Here is a 17,951-nt window from a genome sequence, read left to right as displayed (position 1 = left end):
GTGTCAGGCGGGGTTCCGGTTCTTGCGGGTGCTTCCGGTGCGCCGCACGGGAACAGCGGGCGTCCCACGGTCGGGCCGGCCGCTCCCTCCCCGTACGCCGCCCCCTCCCCGTAGGCCGAGGCCCGCCGCGCCCACGAGCAGCGCACCGAGCATCACGAACGGCGCAGCCGTCCCCGCGAATCCCGCGACAAGCCCGGCGGACGCCGGGGCCGCCACCTGCCCGAGCCGGTTTCCGGTCAGCCGCAGGGCGAGCGCGGTCGAGCGGGCCCGTTCCGGAGCGGCCTGGACGACCGTCGTCATCGACAGCGGCTGGCCGACCCCGAGGCAGAAGCCGAGCACGGCGAGCATGACGGCGAGCGCCCACACCGGGACCGGCAGGGCGATGCCCGCGCAGAGCAATCCGGCGAGCAGGCAGGTCGTGACGAGCAGGGCGGTCCGGCCGAGGAGCCGGAGCATCGGCGTCATGACCAGACGGCACGCGATCGTGGCGGCGGCCCGGAGACTGAGGAGCAGTCCGACGGTGGCGGGCGCGATGGAGCGCTGTTCGCCGACGACCGGCAGATAGGCCGTGAGGATGTCGGTGGCAGAGAGCACGGCGAGGCTGATGAAGATGCCCGCGGGAACACCCCGGGTACGAAGGATGCGGCCGACGGGCACCTTCGCCGCCCGGTCCTCACGGGACCGGGAGGGCGCTCGGTGTTCGATGCGCCAGAGGGATACGAAGGAGAGCGCGGCCACGGCCGCCGATACGACGAGGGCGAGTGCGCTGGTACGGGCCATGGCACCGACCCCCGCGGAGATGACGTACCCCGCGGCGACCGGGCCGATGAGCTGACCGAGCGAGGCCCCGATGGTGAAGTGCCCGAAATTGCGGTCCTGTTCGGCGGGGGCGGACTGCCGGGCGACGATCGACTGGGCGCCGATCACGAAGCAGAGATGCCCGAGCCCCATGACTCCGCTCCAGGCCGCCATCGCCGGGAGGGAGCCCGCCGTACCGCTGAGCGCGCAGCCGCCCGCGATCAGGACCACGCCGAGCGGCAGCAGCGGTGCGCACCGGCCGTGGTCCGTGCGGCGGCCGAGGGGGACGGCCGCGAAGAGCGGGAGGAGCGCGTACACCGCGGTGATCACGCCGATCGCGCGCTCGTCCGCACCGAGCGAAAGGGCCCGGTAGGAGACGGCCGGCCGCGCCATCGACACGGCCCCCTGCGCGAACGAGAAGGCGATGACGAGGCGGAGCAGCCAGCCCCTGCCGGGCCCGGTCGGGACGTCCATCAGATGATGCCGAAGAGGATTCCGGCGCCGAGGACCACCAGCGAGGTGAGCGCGGCCCACTTGACGGTGAACTTGGTGTGGTCGCCGAACTCGACCTTCGCCATGCCGACGAGGACGTAGACGGCGGGGACCAGCGGCGACGACATGTGGAGTGCCTGGCCGACCAGGGAGGCGCGGGCGATCTCCAGCGGGGAGACGCCGTGGGCGGCACCCGCCTCGGCGAGGACGGGGACGACGCCGAAGTAGAAGCCGTCGTTGGACATGAAGTACGTCAGCGGAAGGCTCAGGAGGCCGGTGACGATGGCCATGTGCGGGCCCATGCCCTCGGGGATGGCGCTGACGAGCCAGTCGGCCATGTGCTCGACCATGCCGGTGCCGGTGAGGACGCCGGTGAAGACGGCGGCGGCGAAGACCATGCCGGAGACGTTGAGGACGTTGTCGGCGTGGGCGGCGATGCGGGCCCGCTGGTCGGGCATGTGGGGGAAGTTGACCGTGAGGGCGAGTGCCGCACCGAGCAGGAAGAGCACCGGGATCGGCATCAGTTCCATGATCATGGCGGTCAGCAGGGCGACGGTGAGACCGGCGTTGAACCAGTAGAGCTTGGGGCGCAGGGTGTCGCGGTCGGGGTCGAGGCCCTTGAACGCCTCGTCGTCGTCCTCGTCGTCCGCGCCTTCTTCCTCCTCGGCGCCCGTGCTCGTACCGGCGGAGCCCGAGCCCTTGCGGAGCCGGTCGCTGCCGCCACCCGCTCCGACCAGGACGGTCTCGGCCTGCGGCTCAGTGACGAGCACGTCGTCGATGGAGAGCGTGCCGAGCCGCTTGCGCTCACGGCGGCCGAGGACGAACGCCAGGATGAAGACGGCCAGCAGCCCGACGGCCAGCGCCGGGATCATCGGCACGAAGATGTCGCCCGCGTCCAGCTTGAGCGCGGTCGCGGCACGGGCGGTAGGCCCGCCCCAGGGAAGGGTGTTCATGACACCGTTCGCGGTGGCCGCGACACCGGTCATCACGACCAGGCTCATCTTGAGGCGCTTGTAGAGCGGATACATCGCCGAGACCGTGATCATGAACGTGGTGGAGCCGTCGCCGTCCAGGGAGACGATCGCGGCCAGCACCGCCGTACCGACGACGATCCGCATCGGGTCGGCCTTGCAGAAGCGCAGGATGCCTCTGACGATCGGATCGAAGAGGCCGACGTCGATCATGACGCCGAAGTAGACGATGGCGAACATGAGCATCGCCGCGGTCGGCGCGAGATTGCCGACGCCTTCGATGACGTAGTCGCCGAGCTGCGCTCCCTGCCCGACGGCTACGCAGAACAGTGCGGGGATCAGGACCAGCGCCGCGATCGGCGACATCTTCTTCGTCATGATCAGGACCAGGAAGGTCGCGATCATGGCGAAGCCGAGGATTGTCAGCATGTGGGGTACCTAACGTTCACCTTTGAACTCCCACCGGAGTCGGCGGTTCGGATGACGTTAGGGCTCCCGTCACGGCGTTAACAAGATGTTGACGTGCGAGCAATACGAGCAAAACCCCAGGTCAACGAGTTGGCGTTACGGAGACGGGGACTGCGTTGAGGGCAGCCGTGCCGGACAGCGGGTCCAGGAGCGTGCCGTCGAGCAGCTGGTTCACATTGACTCCGGGGACGGCCGAGGCGACGGACATCCGGGTACCGGGGCGGCTGTGCCCCCAGCCGTGCGGCAGGCTCACCACTCCGGTCCGTACCGCGTCGGTGATCTCCGCCGGCGCCTCGACCTCGCCTCCGGCGGCCTTGATACGGGCGGTGTCGCCGTCCACGAGGCCGAGCCTGGCGGCGTCGTCGGGGTGGATCTGCAAGGTGCAGACGTTCGTGCCACCGCTCAGGGCGGCGACATTGTGCATCCAGCTGTTGTTGGAGCGCAGATGGCGGCGGCCGACGAGGACGAGGCCGTCCGGCTCCTTGTCCAGCGCCTGCCGGAGCCGGGGCAGATCGGCGGCGATCGGTGCCGGGAACAGCTCGATGCGCCCGCTGCGGGTCTTCAGGAGCTGCGGAACGCGGGGCTCCAGCGGTCCCAGGTCGATGCCGTGCGGATGGTCGAGCAGCTGGTCCAGGGTGAGGTCGTACGGGCCGAGGCGCAGCATCAGGTCGAGGCGCCGTTCGGGCCCGGTCAGGCCGGAGAGTTCGCCCGCGAGCTCCTTCGGCGCGCCTGCCGCGGCGAGTGCGGTGTCGATGACCAGGTCGTCGACCGTGTGCGGCGGGGCGCCGTGCATCGCGCCGACGGCGAGGACGAGGCGGGCCAGGATCTCGCTCTCGTCCATCCGGTCCGCATCCAGGGGAACGGCCGGGCGGGTGTAGCGGACCTGGTTGCGCACGGCGAAGGAGTTGAACGCGAAGTCGAAGTGGGCGCTCTGCGAGGGCGGGGGCGGGGGCAGCACGACATCGGCGTGGCGTGAGGTCTCGTTGAGATACGGGTCGACGCTGACCATGAAGTCGAGCCGGCCGGCGAGTGCCCGGTCGAGCCGGTCGCCGTCCGGGGCGGAGAGCACGGGGTTGGCGGCGAGCACGAGCAGGGCGCGGATCCGGTCTTCTCCCGGCGTCTCGATCTCCTCGGAGAGCGCGGCGACGGGCAGCTCGCCCTTGGCCTCGGGGTGCCCGGAGACCCTGCTCGCCCAGCGGCCGAGCGCGAAGCCCTTGCCGGGTGCGGCGGGGCGGGGGGCGCGTGCGGTGGCCGACAGGGGGAAGAGGGCGCCGCCGGGGCGGTCGAGGTTGCCGGTGAGGATGTTGAGGACGTCGACGAGCCAGCTGGCCAGGGTGCCGTGCTCGACCGTGCAGCTCCCTATGCGCCCGTAGACGGCGGCGGTGGGGGCGGCGGCCAGTTCGCGGGCGATCGTGCGGATGGTGGGGGCGTCGACGTCGCAGGCCGTGGCGACCGCTTCCGGGGTGAACTCCTTGAGCGCTTCGGTGAGTTCGTCCAGTCCTTCGAGGTGCTCGGTGAGCGCTGCCGGGTCGGCGAGCTTCTCCTCGATGAGGACCTGGGCGACGGCGGCGAGGAGCAGGGCGTCGGCGCCGGGCCGGATCGGGACGTGCCGGTCGGCGAGCTTGGCGGTCCGGGTGCGGCGCGGGTCGATGACGGTGAGGGAACCGCCGCGGCGCCGCAACGCCTTGAGCCTGCCCGGGAAGTCGGGGGCGGTGCAGAGGCTGCCGTTGGATTCGAGCGGGTTGGCGCCGATGAGCAGCAGATGATCGGTGCGGTCGAGGTCGGGCACGGCGATGGCGTTGGCGTCGCCGAAGAGCAGTCCGGAGGCGACGTGCTTGGGCATCTGGTCGAGGGTGCTCGCGGAGAAGATGTTGCGTGTGCGGAGCGTCTTGAGCAGTACGGGCGGGTAGAGCGCGCCGGCCATCGTGTGCACGTTGGGGTTGCCGAGTACGACTCCGACGCTCTGGGGCCCGTACTCCTCGATCAGCGCGGGGATGCGGGCGGCGATCGTGTCGAACGCCTCTTCCCAGGTCGCGTCCCGCAGTACCCCGTCCTTACGGACGAGGGGCGTGCGCAGCCGGTCGGGGTCGGCGTCGAGCCCGCCGAAGGCCGCGCCTTTCGGGCAGATGAACCCCTGGCTGAAGACATCGTCCCGGTCACCCCTGGCGCCGGTCACGGACGTCCCCTCGATGGTGAGGGTGAGTCCGCAGGTGGCCTCGCAGAGGGGGCAGATGCGCAGGGCGGTACGGGAGTCGGTGGACATGGGTCCTCCCCGGGTGGACAGCGGCGGCACGCGGACAGGGCGAGCATACCGACCGGTACGGATGGTGGGGAGGTGTTGGCGCTACCGATCCTGGGGGCTTGTGTTCAGGTCCGGCAGTTCCGGTCAGTCGAGGACGCGGGCGAGGTACGACCTGAGCAGGTGACGCGTCTCCTCGACGATGGCCGGGTCGCCTGACGGCTCGATACGGAAGGCCAGTTGGAACAGTGCGTCGGCGGCCTCGACGCAGACGAGGATCATGCGGAGCAGGTCCTCGTCCGGGATGCGGCCGAGGTGGGCGGCGAGCAGTTCGGCCAGCCGTCCCGCGACCCGCACGTTGGCGTCGCCGCCCGGGTCCTGGGCGGGCGAGGGGGCCCCGAAGTCGACGAGGGCGAAGCCGGGGACCGAGCGCTTCATGGCCAGGTACTCGTCGAGCACGGCATCGATGGCGGCGCGCCAGTCGTCGGCCGGGATCGGGACGAGGCGGGAGGTGATGCGCTCGGCGTAGCTGTCGAGGTTGCGGTGGGCGAGGGCGTCGACCAGGGCCCGTTTGTTCGAGAAGAACCGGTAGACGGAGCCGATGGGCACCTCGGCGCGCACGGCGACGGCCCGGGTGGAGAGCTGTTCGTAGCCGGTCTCGTCGAGGAGCTGGGCGCAGGCGTCGAGTATCCGGGCGAGGCGTTCTGCGCTGCGCTGCTGCACGGGGGCGCGGCGGAGGTTCGTATTCGCATGGGGCACGGGCTCCATGATGCCGTGGGGTCTCCTCTCCGGAGCGGGCGGTGACCGTCGGCGGGTCAGGCGATGAGCGGGGCCGGGCGATGAGCAGGCTCATGCGATGAGCAGGCTCAGCCCCCCGATGGTGTACGCGATCATCAGGATGAGCAACGGCAGTTGCCCCGCGACGGCGCGTCCGGCGGGGAACAGCCGGACGGACCGGTCGTGCGCGGCGACGACGCCGAGGACGTGGCCGAGGACGACGGCGGCGACCTGGAGGACGGCGAGCCCGCCAGGACCCAGGGGCGGTTCGGGCGCGGCCGGATTGTCAGTGCCGGATGCCACCATGACTGTGCGTGGTCCTTCGGTGACGAAGAGCGTGAAGTAGTGGGCGACGAGATAGCCCAGCGCGATGGGGACGAGCGAGTGGGCGAAAGCGGTGAGGGGGTGCGGCAGGGGGCCACAGATCAGCCGGGTGGCTCCGGCACAGAGGGCGTACAGGGCGGCGACGAGGGCGACGGCGCCGAGCAGTCCGAGGGTGGCGGCGGCGGTGCGGCCGAGGGGTGAGGTCTGGACGGCGGAGATCCAGGACGGGGCGTCGGAGAAGCCGTCGTAGGCGGTGGAGCCGAGCAGGACGCAGACGGTGGCGACGAGGCCGGGGGCCTGGGGTGTGGCGTCGAGACCGTTGAACGGGGAGCGCAGGACGAGGCGGCGGTCGGCCGGGCGGCGGCCGAGCGGGGAGAGGCGGGCGAGCAGGCCGGAGTAGACCTCGAAGGCATCGGCGTGGTCGAACCAGCGGGAGCCGTGGCGGGCGGCGCCCGCCAGGTGGCACACGGCGTAGAGGGCGAGGAAGAGGAGGAGGGTGCCGCTCGACGCGGGTTCGGGCGCCGCGAGTTCGAGCCAGGTGAAGGCGAGCAGCCCGGCGGCGGCCGGCCACAGGCCGAGGCGTACGGGGAGCGGGCGGCCGGCGCCGGGGTCGCGGCCGAGCGCGCGGCAGAGGAGGAGGTGCAGGGTGCGCAGAGGATTGAACAGGCGCCAGACCGGGCCGAGGAGGAGGGAGGCGGGGACGAGCCCGACCCACAGGAGTAGGTAGACCGTGCCCGCGGCCGGGTTGCGCTCCGGGTCGTCCGGGCCGAGGAGGAGGTGGCCCAGCACGAACAGGGCGGCGGCCAGGCCGAGTCCGCGCGCCGCGGTCCGGGTCGGCCCGGCGTCCGCGAGGCGCTGGAGGAGGACGGGGAGCGGGCGGCCGGCCTCGTCGCCACGGAAGCGGGAGACGGACCAGAGCAGACCGAGCGCGAGGAAGGAGACGAAGAGCGCCGTGAAGGCCCCGGCGAAGGCGTAGAAGGGGGAGAGCGGCAGATCGTGCCGGGAGCCGACGCCATGGGCGAGGACGGCCGTCACCGGACGACGAGCTGGGTCAGGAGCAGCCCGGACTCGTGCGTCTCGACCTCGAAGAGTCCGGTGCGGTCGGCGGTGACGGTGAGGGTGGCGGTTCTGCCCGCGGGCAGCCGCATCTCCTTGTCGTAGCCGTGGACGTGGAGGGTGTCGGCGCGGTCGCTGCGGACCCGGAGCGCGATGCGGTCACCCTTCTTGACCTCGGTGCGCCCAGGCGCGGGACGGACCGCGCCCTGGCTGACCTCGATGTCCAGGGTCCGGTCGGCTTCGGCGGGCTCCGGAGAGACGGCAGGGCCCGTGGGGCTGGTGGTGCCGTTGGTGAGGGGGATGGTGGTCTGGATCGGCTTTCCGTCGACGGCCCAGGCGGTGTGGTCGTCGGCGTACAGCCGGGCGGTGAGGGATGCGTCGCCGCCCGCCCCGCGGAGCAGGGCGGAGGGCAGGTGGTACCAGGGGCCGTAGAGCCGGGCCAGGAGGCGGCCGTCGACGAACAGGCGGGCGTGGCCGCGCCCGGGGAGGGCGGCGCCGCCCACGCTGTCCGGGGTGAACCGGAAGTCGCGTACGGAGAGACGGAGGTTCCAGCCGTCCTCGGAGTCGGGCCGGGCGGAGAGGGTCAGCCCGGGGGCGCCCGCCGCGTCCACCTGACGCAGCCGGTGCCCGGTTCCGTCGTCGGCGGCGAGGAGGCGGCCCACGGCGCCCTCCGCCTGCTCGTGGCTGGTGCCGGGCTTGTGATGCGTGGTGGCCCGCCCACCGCAGCCACTGACGCCCAGCACGAGTCCGGCCGCGAGGAGGAGGGCGGCGCCCTTCCCCAGCCGCCGCCCGAGTCGCCGCCCGAGGTCCCGCCTCACGACGGCTCCTCTTCGGCGGCGCCCACACTTACACCCTCCGTGCCCTCCGCACCCTCCGCACCCTCCGTACGGTCCACACGCTCCGCGCCGCCGCGTGCCGCGGCTGCCACGGCCCAGATCACCCAGACCACGCCGAGCAGGGTCCGCAGCCATGCGGGGCTCAGAGGGATCCACGGAATCATCAGGACCGCCTTGTCGAAGGCGTCGAGCAGGGTCAGAGCGCCCAGCACCACCGTGGTCCAGCCGAGACCCGGCCGTCCGTGCCGCAGGACGAGGCCGATGCCGGTCCACCACACGCCGGTCAGCAGCAGCGCCACCGCGGGCAGATACGAGGAGGCGAGGCCCATCGTCGATCCGGCCACGTCCAGCGCGAGGCCGATCGCGCCCAGCACGGTCACCACGGTCGCCGTGCGGCTGTGCCGCAGCCGGCGCCACCACAGCACACCGCCGACCAGGGCGAGCACCACAGCCGTACCCAGGGCCGCCTGTACCTCGACGCGCTCGATGCCCCGGGCCCCGTACCAGTCGCAGCCCGCCGGCAGCCTTCGCGCCTGCACGTTGTAGTCGGCGCACACCAGGAGTTGTGCGAGCTTCACCGGTTCGCCCGCCAGCCGACCGGTGTTGCCCGACACATCGCCGCGCTCCTTGCCGCACTCGGGCAGCGTGCGCGGGGTCGAGGACCCGGTGCCCGGCTGCCAGCAGTTGCCTTCGCCCTGGCCGTCCCACCACACATCGGTGCGGTTGGGCCGGGCCTTGCCGTCGCGGTCGGTGCCGAGGTGGTTTCCGGCGTACCGGTTGTGGTGCGAGGTGTCGGTCTGCTTGGACAACGCCTCCTCGCCCCGGATGAAGGCGGGGACGGCGCTCAGGAAGAAGGCGGCGCGCTGGTGCCCGTAGATCCAGTTGTTCTCGTAGATGTTCCAGTTGCCGCCCGCCGTGATGATGCCGGTGCCCGGCGGCATGGAGATCTGCGGGCAGACCACGCCCTCCTCGTAGCCGCGCTCGACGGGCGGCTTGGCGCATGTGCCGTCGGCGACGTACTGGTAGTAGTCGGCGTTGTTGTCATGGATCAGATTGCGCTCGAAGCGGGCGTGGTTCTGCGGCAGCCCGGGGTGGCCGGGGAAGGCGCTGTCCATCGAGGCGCCGCCCATGTTGTGGTCGAACTCGTTGTCGTGGACGTAGACGGAGTCGCCCGCCGTGCCCGAGTAGCCGACCATGTTGTGGTGGCTGCGGCAGCCGGTGATCTCGATGGCGTAGCGCGGAACGTCGTAGCCGCGTGCGGTGTTGATGTCCGAGGCGCTGCCGGGATAGATGCCGGAGTCGCCGTTCCCGTACGACTCGCAGTTCTTGTACAGCCCGTGGTCGCTGGCGAAGGTGAGGAAGCCGTACTCGTCGTTCCAGCGGGTGAGTACGTCGTCGATGACGAAGCCGTCCTGGGCCAGCACGTACAGGGAGTTGAAGGTGGTCCGCTGGGCGGTGAAGTTCTTGAAGTAGCTCCCGTCGGACTTGTCGGCGCGGACCGCGTTGAGCTTCTGGTACTTGGCGTCGATGACGACGTCCGTGCGCTCGGCGCCCGTGCCCTCGATCTGGAGGTTCTTCTTTCCGAGGATCGCGACCAGGTTCTGGTTGTGCGGGCACTGCTTCTGCTGCGCGTAGCTGAGGATCTGGTAGCCGAGTTGCGACTGCGGCGCCTTCAGCCGGGCGCAGGCACCGGCCGGCGCGGTCAGCGAGGGCTCCTCCTCGTACAGGCCGGGCAGGATCGCGATGTTCATGCCGGGGCGGCCGACCGCGTCGACGGCCTGCTGGAGGTGCCGGTAGCCGGACTTCTGGCAGCGGTCGAACAGCTCCAGGTTCCGGGCCTTCAACGGCGTGGGGAAGCCCGATATCCGCCGCTCGAAGTCCGCCCGGTCGCTCTTGCAGACCAGCAGATCGGGCGGGCCGGTGCGCAGGACGGGAACGCTGCCCGTTCCGTCGGGCAGCGTGACGGGACGTTCCTCGTGCGCCTGGGCGGCAGGGGCCGTCAGAAGCGCGGCGGCGAGGGCCGCCAGAACCACCAGAAGTCTTCGTGTCCACGACATGTGCCGGAGAGTAGAGCATTGTTCAGCTTTTTGAACCCCCCGTGCAGCTTTTGGATCCCGCCATGCACGCCGAATGCCGTTGACGCGCCCTGTTCTGATTCCTACGGTTGACCATAGGATTCCTCGTCCAAGGGGTCCATGGGATTCCGAACGCACCGGGAGCGCATCATGAGCGGCATCGAGCAGGCGAGGAAGACGGCGGAGGGACTTGCGTACTCCACCGGTTTCGGCAATGAGCACAGCTCGGAGGCGATCCCGGGCGCTCTGCCGCTCGGCCGCAACTCACCGCAGCGCGCACCCCTCGGGCTGTACGCGGAGCAGCTGAGCGGCTCCGCCTTCACCGAGCCGAGATCGCACAACCGCCGCTCCTGGCTGTACCGCATCCGCCCCTCGGCCGCCCATCCGCCGTTCGTCCGCATCGACAACGGGGCCGTGCGCACCGCGCCCTTCACCGAGACCGTCCCCGACCCCAACCGGCTGCGCTGGGACCCGCTCCCCGACCCCGCGTCCGGCACCGACTTCCTGGCCGGCCTGTGGACCCTCGGCGGCAACGGCGACGCCACCCAGCGCACGGGCATGGCCGTGCACCTCTACCACGCCGACTCCTCCATGACCGACCGTGTGTTCAGCGACTCCGACGGCGAACTGCTGATCGTCCCGGAGCGCGGCGCCCTCCTGATCCGTACCGAATTCGGCCTGCTGCGCACCGGCCCCGGCGAGGTGGCGTTGATCCCCCGCGGCGTCCGCTTCCGCGTCGAACTGCTCGATGCCACCGCCCGCGGCTACGTCTGCGAGAACTACGGGCAGCCGTTCGTCCTGCCCGACCTCGGCCCGATCGGCGCCAACGGCCTCGCCAACGCACGGGACTTCCGGGCCCCGGTCGCGGCGTACGAGGACGACGGGGACGCGGGACGCCCCGTCGAGGTGATCAACAAGTTCTGCGGCAACCTCTGGTCGGCGACGTACGACCACTCGCCGCTCGATGTCGTCGCCTGGCACGGCAACCACGTCCCGTACGTCTACGACCTGCGCCGCTTCAATGTGATCGGCTCCATCAGCTACGACCACCCGGACCCGTCGATCTTCACGGTGCTGACCTCACCGTCCGACACCCCGGGTCTCGCGGGCGTCGACTTCGTCGTCTTCGCGCCGCGCTGGCTGGTCGGCGAGGACACCTTCCGTCCGCCGTACTTCCACCGCAATGTGATGAGCGAGTACATGGGCCTGATCGAGGGCGCGTACGACGCGAAGACGGCCGGAAAGGGCGGGTTCGTGGCGGGCGGGGGGTCGCTGCACAACATGATGTCGGCGCACGGTCCCGACCGGGAGACCTTCGACCGGGCGAGCGCGGCCGAGCTGAAGCCGCAGAAGATCGACGACGGTCTGGCCTTCATGTTCGAGACGCGCTGGCCGGTCACGGCGACCGGTCAGGCGGCCACCGCCGACCATCTCCAGCGCGGTTACGACGAGGTGTGGCAGGGTCTGAGCCGCAACTTCCGGCCGTAGGAGACTTCTCCCGGGCCGGCCACACCGCAGCACAGAGACTCCAGGTGAACCGGATGAATCAGGTGAACGAGGTGAATCACACGCCCGCCTTTGCTCCCGACTCACTGGTCCTGAACCGGAAACTCCCCCTGTGGTACCAGGTCTCGCAGTCCCTGCGGGCGTCGATACTCGGCCGCCCGCAGGACGCCTCCCTGCGGCTGCCCACCGAGGAACAGCTCGCCGGGCACTACGGCGTGAGCGTCCTCACCATGCGCCAGGCACTCAAGGAGCTGGAGACGGAGGGCCTGATCAGCAGGCACCGGCGGCGCGGCACGTTCATCGAGCCGCGGGCCCGGCGCGTCTCACCGGTCCGGCTGCTGGGTTCGATCGACACGATCGTCGCCCAGCAGTCGGGCGAGCGCACGACCGTCCTCGGCCACGGCCCGACCTCGGTGCCGGGGGACCTCGCCGAGTTCTTCCCCGGCTGCACCGAGGTCGTCAGCTACCGGCGGCTGCGCTGCGACGGCGAGACCGGTGAACCCACGAACTGGGCGGAGAACGCCCTGCGCCCCGAGATCGCGGAGGGGCTCGATGTGGCCGATCTCGAACGGTGGCCGATGACCAAGGTGCTCCGCGACACCCTGGGGGTACGGATCTCCCGGATCACCGACACCGTCGAGGCGCGCCTGGCCGACCCGGTCACCGCCGACCTGCTCCAGGTGCCCCTGCTCAGCCCGATCCTCCACTACACGGGCGTGACGTACGACGAGAGCGGCCAGGTCGTGGACGTGGCCCGGATCCGCTACCGGGGGGACCGTTTCTCCTTCTCGGTGACGGTCGAAGCGCACTAGGGTCTGTCCGGCGGATCAGGGTCGGATAGGAGGACGACACAGTGGCAGCGCGGGTGGCGGCCGGAGCCGGCGGGGACGAGACCGTCCCGCTGCTCGACGAACTCATGCCGTGGTCGGTGCGGCCGATGCGGACGGGCCGCCCCTGGGTGACGGCCCCCGACGCGGCGACGCTCAGGGCCCGTTGGGACCTGCTGGTACGGGCCGAGGGCGCCGAGCAGGACCGGCTGTTCCGGCCCAGCCGTTTCCGTACACCGCGCACTGCGGTCGCCGCACTGCCGGGGCAGTCCACCGGTACGGGCAGGTTCGCCCGCGAGCCGGGGCCCTGCCCGGAGCCGGTCCGGGTCCTGCACGGCCCGTTCGACGAGCAGTGGCTGCTGCCCGACCACCGGCTGATCGACGCGGCCCGGCCCGAGCTGTGGCGGGTGGCGGACGAGCACCAGTTCTTCGCCGTCGAGCCCGGACACGTACCGCAGACCGGCGGACCCGCCCTGTCCGTGACGGCGCTGCTGCCCGACGGGTACTCCCCCGCGGGCCGCCCCGGCCGGATCCGCCCGCTCTACCGGCGGCCCGGCGGGCGCGAGCCCAATCTGGCGCCCGGCCTCCTCGACATGCTGCGCGCGCGGTACGGGGACGCCGACGGGCACGAGGTCACCCCGGAGTCCGTACTCGCGTGGACGCTCGCCGTCGCCCTGCCCTCCCCCGAGGGCTGCCGTGTGCCGCTGCCCGCCGACCGCGCCCTCTGGTCGGCCGGTGTCGGTCTCGGCCGCGAGCTCCTGCGCCTCCACCTGCGCGGAGCGCGCGGCGGGGAGCGCCCCCGGCTGCCGGGTGGCCGCCGCCCCTACGTACGCGCAGCCGTACCGCCACAGCCCGCCACGCTGGACTACGACCCGGATACGGAGATCCTGAGCCTCGGCGAAGGCCGTATCTCGCCCGTCCCCGCCGGGGCCTGGGAATTCCGGGTGGACGGCGTACGGATGCTGGAGCTCTGGTTCGAGCGGCGCACCGCGGCGGCCGATGGCGACGGTCTGGAGGCGCTGCGTCCGCGCGGCTGGCCGCAGGAGTGGACATCGGAGCTGCTCGAACTGATCACCGCGCTCGCGCTTCTCGACGGACTCCGGCCCCGGCAGGAGGCGCTGGCCGACCGGCTCGCAGGGGCTCCGACGATTTCCCGCAGCGACCTGCGATCGGCCGGAATCCTGCCGGTACCGGCCGCCGCCCGGCGCCCCGCCTCCGTACTCGACCATCAGGAAGAGGGTCCGGAGGGACAGTTCGCCCTGCTGTGACCTGAGAAAGCTCTACGTGGACCTGCGAAAGTCCTACGGACCGAACGAAGCCAGCACCCGGCCCAAGGCCCGCTCGAAGAACAGGTCCGGATCGACCGGGCCGGGGTCCTCGGCGAACCCGGCCGCCATGCGCGGGTACTTCCCGGTGGAGATCTGGCTGACCAGATAGCTCGTGCGCGCGGCCTTCTCCTGCTCCTCCGTCCACGGCAGCGACCGGCTGTGCTCCGCCGTCGCGATCTCGTTGGACACGAACGTGGTGACCACGCCCTGGACGAGGGCGATCAGCTCCATCTTCTGTCCGAACGGCACGTCGAGCCCGTCCAGGAGGCTCAGTTCGTGCTCCAGGAAGTCGAGCACGTTTGGGCTGAAGCCGTAGACGCCCGACATCATGCCCGGCACCCAGGGGTGGCGGTGCATCAGCGCGCGCGTCTGGTGGGCCAGCGCGACCACGGCCTCCCGCCAGTCCTCCGACGGCCCGGCCGTCAGGTCGTACTCGGCGCTGATCGCGTCGAACATCAGCTCCAGCAGGTCTTCCTTGCGCGGCACGTAGTTGTACAGCGACATCGTGCCGCAGCCGAGCTCCGCCGCCACCTTCCGCATCGACACCGCGTCGATGCCTTCGGCGTCGGCGATGCGCACGGCGGCTGCCGCGATGTCGGCCCTGCTGAAAGCCGGCTTCGGGCCACGGCCCGCACGCTCCGGACGGGCCCAGATCACTTCGGGTACAGCGGGTCGCCCCACCATCGATCACCACCTCACCACCATCCTAGTTACGTACACCGTACGTAGTGAGGTACGGTGGACACATGAATACTACGTACGCTGTACTTAGTGAGGGTCTGGAGAAGCGCTACGGCGACGTCCACGCCCTGCGCGGACTCGACCTCGCCGTGGCCGAAGGCACCGTCTGCGGAGTCCTGGGGCCCAACGGGGCGGGCAAGACCACCGCCGTCCAGGTGCTCACGACCCTCACCGCACCGGACGCCGGGAGCGCCAGGATCGCGGGCCACGACGTGGTGCGCGAGGCCGCCGCCGTGCGCGGAGTGATCGGTGTCACCGGGCAGAACGCGTCGGTGGACGGCGATCTCACCGGCCGGCAGAATCTGCGCCTCTTCGCCCGGCTGCTGCGCTTCCGCGGCGAGGCGGGCCGCACGCGCGCCGACGACCTCCTCGAACGCTTCGAGCTGACCGAGGCCGCCGACCGCCCGGCCAGCACCTACTCGGGCGGCATGCGCCGGCGCCTCGACCTCGCCGCCAGCCTGCTCACCCGCCCGCAGGTGCTCTTCCTCGACGAGCCGACCACCGGACTCGACCCGCAGAGCCGCAACCAGATCTGGGCTGCCGTACGCGAACTCGCGGACCGGGGCACCACCGTCCTGCTCACCACCCAGTACCTGGAGGAGGCCGACCGGCTGGCCGACGACATCGTCCTGATCGACCACGGCCGGGCCGCCCACCGCGGGACCCCGACCGAACTCAAGGCACGCATCGGGAGTTACGCGGAAGTCGTCGTCGCACACACCTCGGCGCTCACCCCCGCCGCGGGCGTCCTGGACCAGCTGACCGGCACCGAACCGGTGCTCGACCACGAGCGCCGCACGGTCGGCGCCGTCACGACCGACTACACCCTCACCCTGCCGCGCATCGTCCGCGAACTGGACGCCGCGGGCGTGCCGGTGATCGACGCGAGTCTGCGACCGCCCACACTCGACGAGGTGTTCCTGCGCCTCACCGCACGCGGCCCCAGCGGCCCCAGCGGCAACGAACTGAAGGAGCAGGCAGCATGAGCGCCACCGCCCTGGTCGCCGAGCACAACCCGGCACCCGCCACCGGCACCCTGATCGCCGACGGCCTGGCCATGACCGGCCGCCATCTCCAGCGGCTCAAGGCATCCCCCGGCATCCTGATCCTGACCCAGACCATGCCGATCACGATGCTGCTCTTCTTCGGCTATGTGTTCGGCAGCGCCCTGGCCATGCCGGGGCAGGAGTACCGCGCGTTCCTGGTACCCGGCCTCATCGCCGCGACGGCCGCCAACGGGCTCATGATCGGGATGTTCGCCGCGGCGCAGGACTGCGACCGCGGCGTGATGGACCGCTTCCGTACGCTGCCCATGAGCCGGGCCGCCGTGCCGCTCGGGGCCAACACCGCCGACATGCTGACCACGGGGCTCGGCATGATCCCGCTGATGCTCGTCGGGCTCGCGGTGGGCTGGCGCATCGACGGCGGCTGGGCTCCGGCACTCGGCGCGTTCGGGCTGCTGCTCCTCTTCCGGTTCGCGACGTCCTGGGTCGGCTACTTCCTCGGCCTGGTCGTCCGCAAGGAGGAGGCAGCGGGCCAGCTGGGCAGCGCCACCTTCATCCTGCCGCTGCTCTCCAGCGCGTACGTCCCGACGGACAACCAGCCCGGGTGGCTGCGCACCGTCACGGAGTGGAATCCGATCAGCTCCATGGCCGCGGCCACCCGCGATCTCTTCGGCAACGCGGCCCCGGCCGCCGACGCCGCCTGGCCGGTCGCCCACCCGGTCGCGGGCACCCTGGCCTGGTCGGCGGTCATGCTCATCGTGTTCGTGCCGCTGACCGTGCGCCGCTACACGCGCGGCGCCTGAGCCCGGGGCCGCGCCGCCCCCGGCCGGCCGGCCGGGGGTGACAAAGTCGCCGGCCGCACGGTAAGCACGGCGGATGAGCACTCAGCCCCTCCCCCTCGAAGGCGTGACCGTCGTCGCCGTCGAGCAGGCCGTAGCGGCCCCCTTCGCGACACGGCAGCTGGCCGACCTCGGCGCCAGGGTCGTCAAGATCGAGCGCCCGGACGGTGGCGACTTCGCCCGCGGCTACGACACCGCGGCCCGGGGCCTCGCCTCCCACTTCGTCTGGTGCAACCGCGGCAAGGAGTCGGTGGCGGTCGATCTCAAGGACCCTCGCGGGCTCGCCGTGGTGCGCCGACTCATCGCGGGCGCCGACGTGTTCGTACAGAACCTGGCCCAGGGAGCCGCCGCCCGGCTGGGCCTGGACGCCGCCACGCTCTGCGCGGAACACCCGCGCCTGGTGGCCGTCGACATCTCCGGTTACGGGGCCGAGGGACCGTACGCGCACAAGCGGGCGTACGACATGCTCGTCCAGTGCGAGGCGGGCCTCGTATCGGTCACCGGCTCTCCCGGGCAGCCGGTGAAGGCCGGAGTCCCCGCGGCCGATATCGCGGCGGCGATGTACGCCTTCTCGGGTGTGCTCGCCGCCCTGCTGCGGCGCGCCACCACCGGGCGCGGCGGGCCGGTGGAGGTCTCCATGCTGGACTCGCTGGCCGAGTGGATGGGCCATCCCCTGCACCACGGCATGCACGGCGGCGAAGCCCCGGCGCGCACCGGGCTCGCGCACTCCGTCATCGCTCCGTACGACGCCTACGCCACGGCGGACGGAGAGCGGGTGCTGCTCTCCGTACAGAACGACCGGGAGTGGCGGCGGCTGGCGGAACAGGTCCTGGAACAGCCCGAGTTGGCGGACGATCCGGGATTCGCCACGAATACGGCACGGACCGCGAACAGGGAGCGGACGGACACGGTGGTGGCACGCGCACTGGGCGCGCTGACCGGGAAGGAAGCACTCGCCAGGCTGGACGCGGCGGGAATCGCCTGCGCCCGGCTGAACACCGTGGCCGATGTCGCGGCGCATCCCCAGCTGGCCGCCCGGGACCGGTGGCGGGAAGTGGAGTCACCGGTCGGGGCACTGCGCGCGCTGCTGCCGCCCATCACGCTGCCGGGCGGGGAGGAGGCTCGGATGGGCGCCGTACCGGCGCTGGGAGAACATACCGACGCAACCCTGCGGGCCCTGGGGATGACGGACGAGCAGACAGCAGCGCTGCGCCGGGACGGTGTGATCGCCTGAACCGCCCCGAGCGGTGGGGCCGGATCAGTGGTGACATGCCGTCGGGTCAGCGGCGGCTGCCGAAGAGCGAGCGTCGCAGTCGCCGCAGCGGCGCGAAGAGCGAGACACGCGCGCTCCTGCTCCGGCGGGTGTGCGCGGCGTCGCGCGAGGTCAGTTCACGCATCAGCAGCGTCGCTTCCGCCGACTCGCGCTGCGGGACGGCGGGACCGCCGAGCACTGCGAGATGGCGGTCGAGGCGCGAGCTTGTCGCACTGCTCCCACACGTGATGGCAGGCACACGCGCCCTGCTGCGCACCGTTATCTGTTCCATGTCACTCCCCACCCGTACGAGGGCACCCGGCCCGGGCAGGTTAACCCTATCGCCCCTCGGCGGCACTCGTGTATCCCGGCCCAAGGATTGCGCACACGTATACGGAGGTTGACGACCAGTTACCGA

At 71.5% G+C, this 17,951-nt stretch carries 15 protein-coding genes; 6 read left to right on the top strand and 9 right to left on the bottom strand.

Going from position 1 to position 17,951, the window contains the following annotated elements; translation table 11 throughout:
• Positions 1 to 3: 3 nt before the first annotated feature.
• The 7 genes from ACWGO0_RS13575 to ACWGO0_RS13545 form a co-directional block, all read right to left on the bottom strand.
• Entirely contained in the window at positions 4 to 1,272 is a 1,269-nt protein-coding gene (locus tag ACWGO0_RS13575) for an MFS transporter (RefSeq protein ID WP_453532808.1), read from the bottom strand.
• Positions 1,272 to 2,690: a CitMHS family transporter gene (locus ACWGO0_RS13570; protein WP_453532805.1), complete on the bottom strand. Its 1,419-nt coding sequence runs from the start codon at positions 2,688 to 2,690 to the stop codon at positions 1,272 to 1,274. Before ACWGO0_RS13570 ends, ACWGO0_RS13575 begins: the two co-directional genes overlap by 1 nt.
• Before the next feature lie 121 nt (positions 2,691 to 2,811).
• Positions 2,812 to 4,992, bottom strand: a complete 2,181-nt coding sequence (locus tag ACWGO0_RS13565) for a molybdopterin oxidoreductase family protein (RefSeq protein WP_453532802.1) — start codon at positions 4,990 to 4,992, stop codon at positions 2,812 to 2,814.
• 123 nt (positions 4,993 to 5,115) lie between these two features.
• Positions 5,116 to 5,736, bottom strand: a complete 621-nt coding sequence (locus tag ACWGO0_RS13560; RefSeq protein ID WP_453532799.1) for a TetR family transcriptional regulator — start codon at positions 5,734 to 5,736, stop codon at positions 5,116 to 5,118.
• An 81-nt stretch (positions 5,737 to 5,817) separates the two neighbouring features.
• Positions 5,818 to 7,104, bottom strand: coding sequence for a hypothetical protein (locus ACWGO0_RS13555; protein ID WP_453532796.1), 1,287 nt, complete (start codon positions 7,102 to 7,104; stop codon positions 5,818 to 5,820).
• On the bottom strand, positions 7,101 to 7,943 hold the full coding sequence (locus tag ACWGO0_RS13550; protein WP_453532793.1) for a hypothetical protein: 843 nt from the start codon (positions 7,941 to 7,943) through the stop codon (positions 7,101 to 7,103). The genes ACWGO0_RS13555 and ACWGO0_RS13550 overlap by 4 nt, the downstream gene beginning before the upstream one ends.
• Positions 7,940 to 10,018: a right-handed parallel beta-helix repeat-containing protein gene (locus ACWGO0_RS13545; protein ID WP_453532790.1), complete on the bottom strand. Its 2,079-nt coding sequence runs from the start codon at positions 10,016 to 10,018 to the stop codon at positions 7,940 to 7,942. Before ACWGO0_RS13545 ends, ACWGO0_RS13550 begins: the two co-directional genes overlap by 4 nt.
• A gap of 168 nt (positions 10,019 to 10,186) precedes the next feature.
• Here ACWGO0_RS13545 and hmgA point away from each other — a divergent pair, with 168 nt between their 5' ends.
• Genes hmgA through ACWGO0_RS13530 form a run of 3 tightly spaced genes read left to right on the top strand, consistent with a single transcriptional unit; the run spans position 10,187 to position 13,637 of the window.
• Positions 10,187 to 11,524, top strand: a complete 1,338-nt coding sequence (gene hmgA / locus ACWGO0_RS13540) for a homogentisate 1,2-dioxygenase (RefSeq protein ID WP_453532787.1) — start codon at positions 10,187 to 10,189, stop codon at positions 11,522 to 11,524.
• A 53-nt stretch (positions 11,525 to 11,577) separates the two neighbouring features.
• Positions 11,578 to 12,354 (top strand): GntR family transcriptional regulator, encoded by a 777-nt coding sequence (locus tag ACWGO0_RS13535; RefSeq protein ID WP_453532784.1) that lies wholly within the window; start codon positions 11,578 to 11,580, stop codon positions 12,352 to 12,354.
• 41 nt (positions 12,355 to 12,395) lie between these two features.
• Entirely contained in the window at positions 12,396 to 13,637 is a 1,242-nt protein-coding gene (locus ACWGO0_RS13530) for a type ISP restriction/modification enzyme (protein WP_453532781.1), read from the top strand.
• A 33-nt stretch (positions 13,638 to 13,670) separates the two neighbouring features.
• Here the strand turns inward: ACWGO0_RS13530 and ACWGO0_RS13525 are convergent, their stop codons facing one another.
• Positions 13,671 to 14,381 (bottom strand): TetR/AcrR family transcriptional regulator C-terminal domain-containing protein, encoded by a 711-nt coding sequence (locus ACWGO0_RS13525; RefSeq protein WP_453532778.1) that lies wholly within the window; start codon positions 14,379 to 14,381, stop codon positions 13,671 to 13,673.
• A gap of 62 nt (positions 14,382 to 14,443) precedes the next feature.
• On the opposite strand from ACWGO0_RS13525, the gene ACWGO0_RS13520 reads away from it, so the two are divergent.
• The 3 genes from ACWGO0_RS13520 to ACWGO0_RS13510 all read left to right on the top strand — a co-directional run bounded on the left by ACWGO0_RS13520 (position 14,444) and on the right by ACWGO0_RS13510 (position 17,515).
• On the top strand, positions 14,444 to 15,424 hold the full coding sequence (locus ACWGO0_RS13520; protein WP_453532776.1) for an ATP-binding cassette domain-containing protein: 981 nt from the start codon (positions 14,444 to 14,446) through the stop codon (positions 15,422 to 15,424).
• Entirely contained in the window at positions 15,421 to 16,245 is an 825-nt protein-coding gene (locus ACWGO0_RS13515) for an ABC transporter permease (RefSeq protein WP_453532773.1), read from the top strand. The genes ACWGO0_RS13520 and ACWGO0_RS13515 overlap by 4 nt, the downstream gene beginning before the upstream one ends.
• A gap of 73 nt (positions 16,246 to 16,318) precedes the next feature.
• Positions 16,319 to 17,515 (top strand): CaiB/BaiF CoA transferase family protein, encoded by a 1,197-nt coding sequence (locus ACWGO0_RS13510; protein ID WP_453532770.1) that lies wholly within the window; start codon positions 16,319 to 16,321, stop codon positions 17,513 to 17,515.
• 46 nt (positions 17,516 to 17,561) lie between these two features.
• Here ACWGO0_RS13510 and ACWGO0_RS13505 read toward each other — a convergent pair whose 3' ends face one another.
• Positions 17,562 to 17,825: a hypothetical protein gene (locus ACWGO0_RS13505; RefSeq protein WP_362840772.1), complete on the bottom strand. Its 264-nt coding sequence runs from the start codon at positions 17,823 to 17,825 to the stop codon at positions 17,562 to 17,564.
• Positions 17,826 to 17,951 lie beyond the last annotated feature (126 nt).

Source organism: Streptomyces sp. NPDC055749, from assembly GCF_053617235.1.
The sequence above is the reverse complement of the archived record's forward strand: the minus strand, read 5'-3'. Positions and strand labels throughout refer to the sequence as shown.

Excerpts from the sequence above, each read along its gene's own strand:
- ACWGO0_RS13570 (WP_453532805.1), bottom strand. The coding sequence starts at position 2,690 with ATGCTGACAATCCTCGGCTTCGCCATGATCGCGACCTTCCTGGTCCTG.
- ACWGO0_RS13520 (WP_453532776.1), top strand. The coding sequence starts at position 14,444 with ATGAATACTACGTACGCTGTACTTAGTGAGGGTCTGGAGAAGCGCTAC.
- hmgA (WP_453532787.1), top strand. The coding sequence starts at position 10,187 with ATGAGCGGCATCGAGCAGGCGAGGAAGACGGCGGAGGGACTTGCGTAC.
- ACWGO0_RS13545 (WP_453532790.1), bottom strand. The coding sequence starts at position 10,018 with ATGTCGTGGACACGAAGACTTCTGGTGGTTCTGGCGGCCCTCGCCGCC.
- ACWGO0_RS13565 (WP_453532802.1), bottom strand. The coding sequence starts at position 4,992 with ATGTCCACCGACTCCCGTACCGCCCTGCGCATCTGCCCCCTCTGCGAG.
- ACWGO0_RS13575 (WP_453532808.1), bottom strand. The coding sequence starts at position 1,272 with ATGGACGTCCCGACCGGGCCCGGCAGGGGCTGGCTGCTCCGCCTCGTC.
- ACWGO0_RS13525 (WP_453532778.1), bottom strand. The coding sequence starts at position 14,381 with ATGGTGGGGCGACCCGCTGTACCCGAAGTGATCTGGGCCCGTCCGGAG.
- ACWGO0_RS13510 (WP_453532770.1), top strand. The coding sequence starts at position 16,319 with ATGAGCACTCAGCCCCTCCCCCTCGAAGGCGTGACCGTCGTCGCCGTC.
- ACWGO0_RS13505 (WP_362840772.1), bottom strand. The coding sequence starts at position 17,825 with ATGGAACAGATAACGGTGCGCAGCAGGGCGCGTGTGCCTGCCATCACG.
- ACWGO0_RS13515 (WP_453532773.1), top strand. The coding sequence starts at position 15,421 with ATGAGCGCCACCGCCCTGGTCGCCGAGCACAACCCGGCACCCGCCACC.
- ACWGO0_RS13535 (WP_453532784.1), top strand. The coding sequence starts at position 11,578 with ATGAATCAGGTGAACGAGGTGAATCACACGCCCGCCTTTGCTCCCGAC.
- ACWGO0_RS13560 (WP_453532799.1), bottom strand. The coding sequence starts at position 5,736 with ATGGAGCCCGTGCCCCATGCGAATACGAACCTCCGCCGCGCCCCCGTG.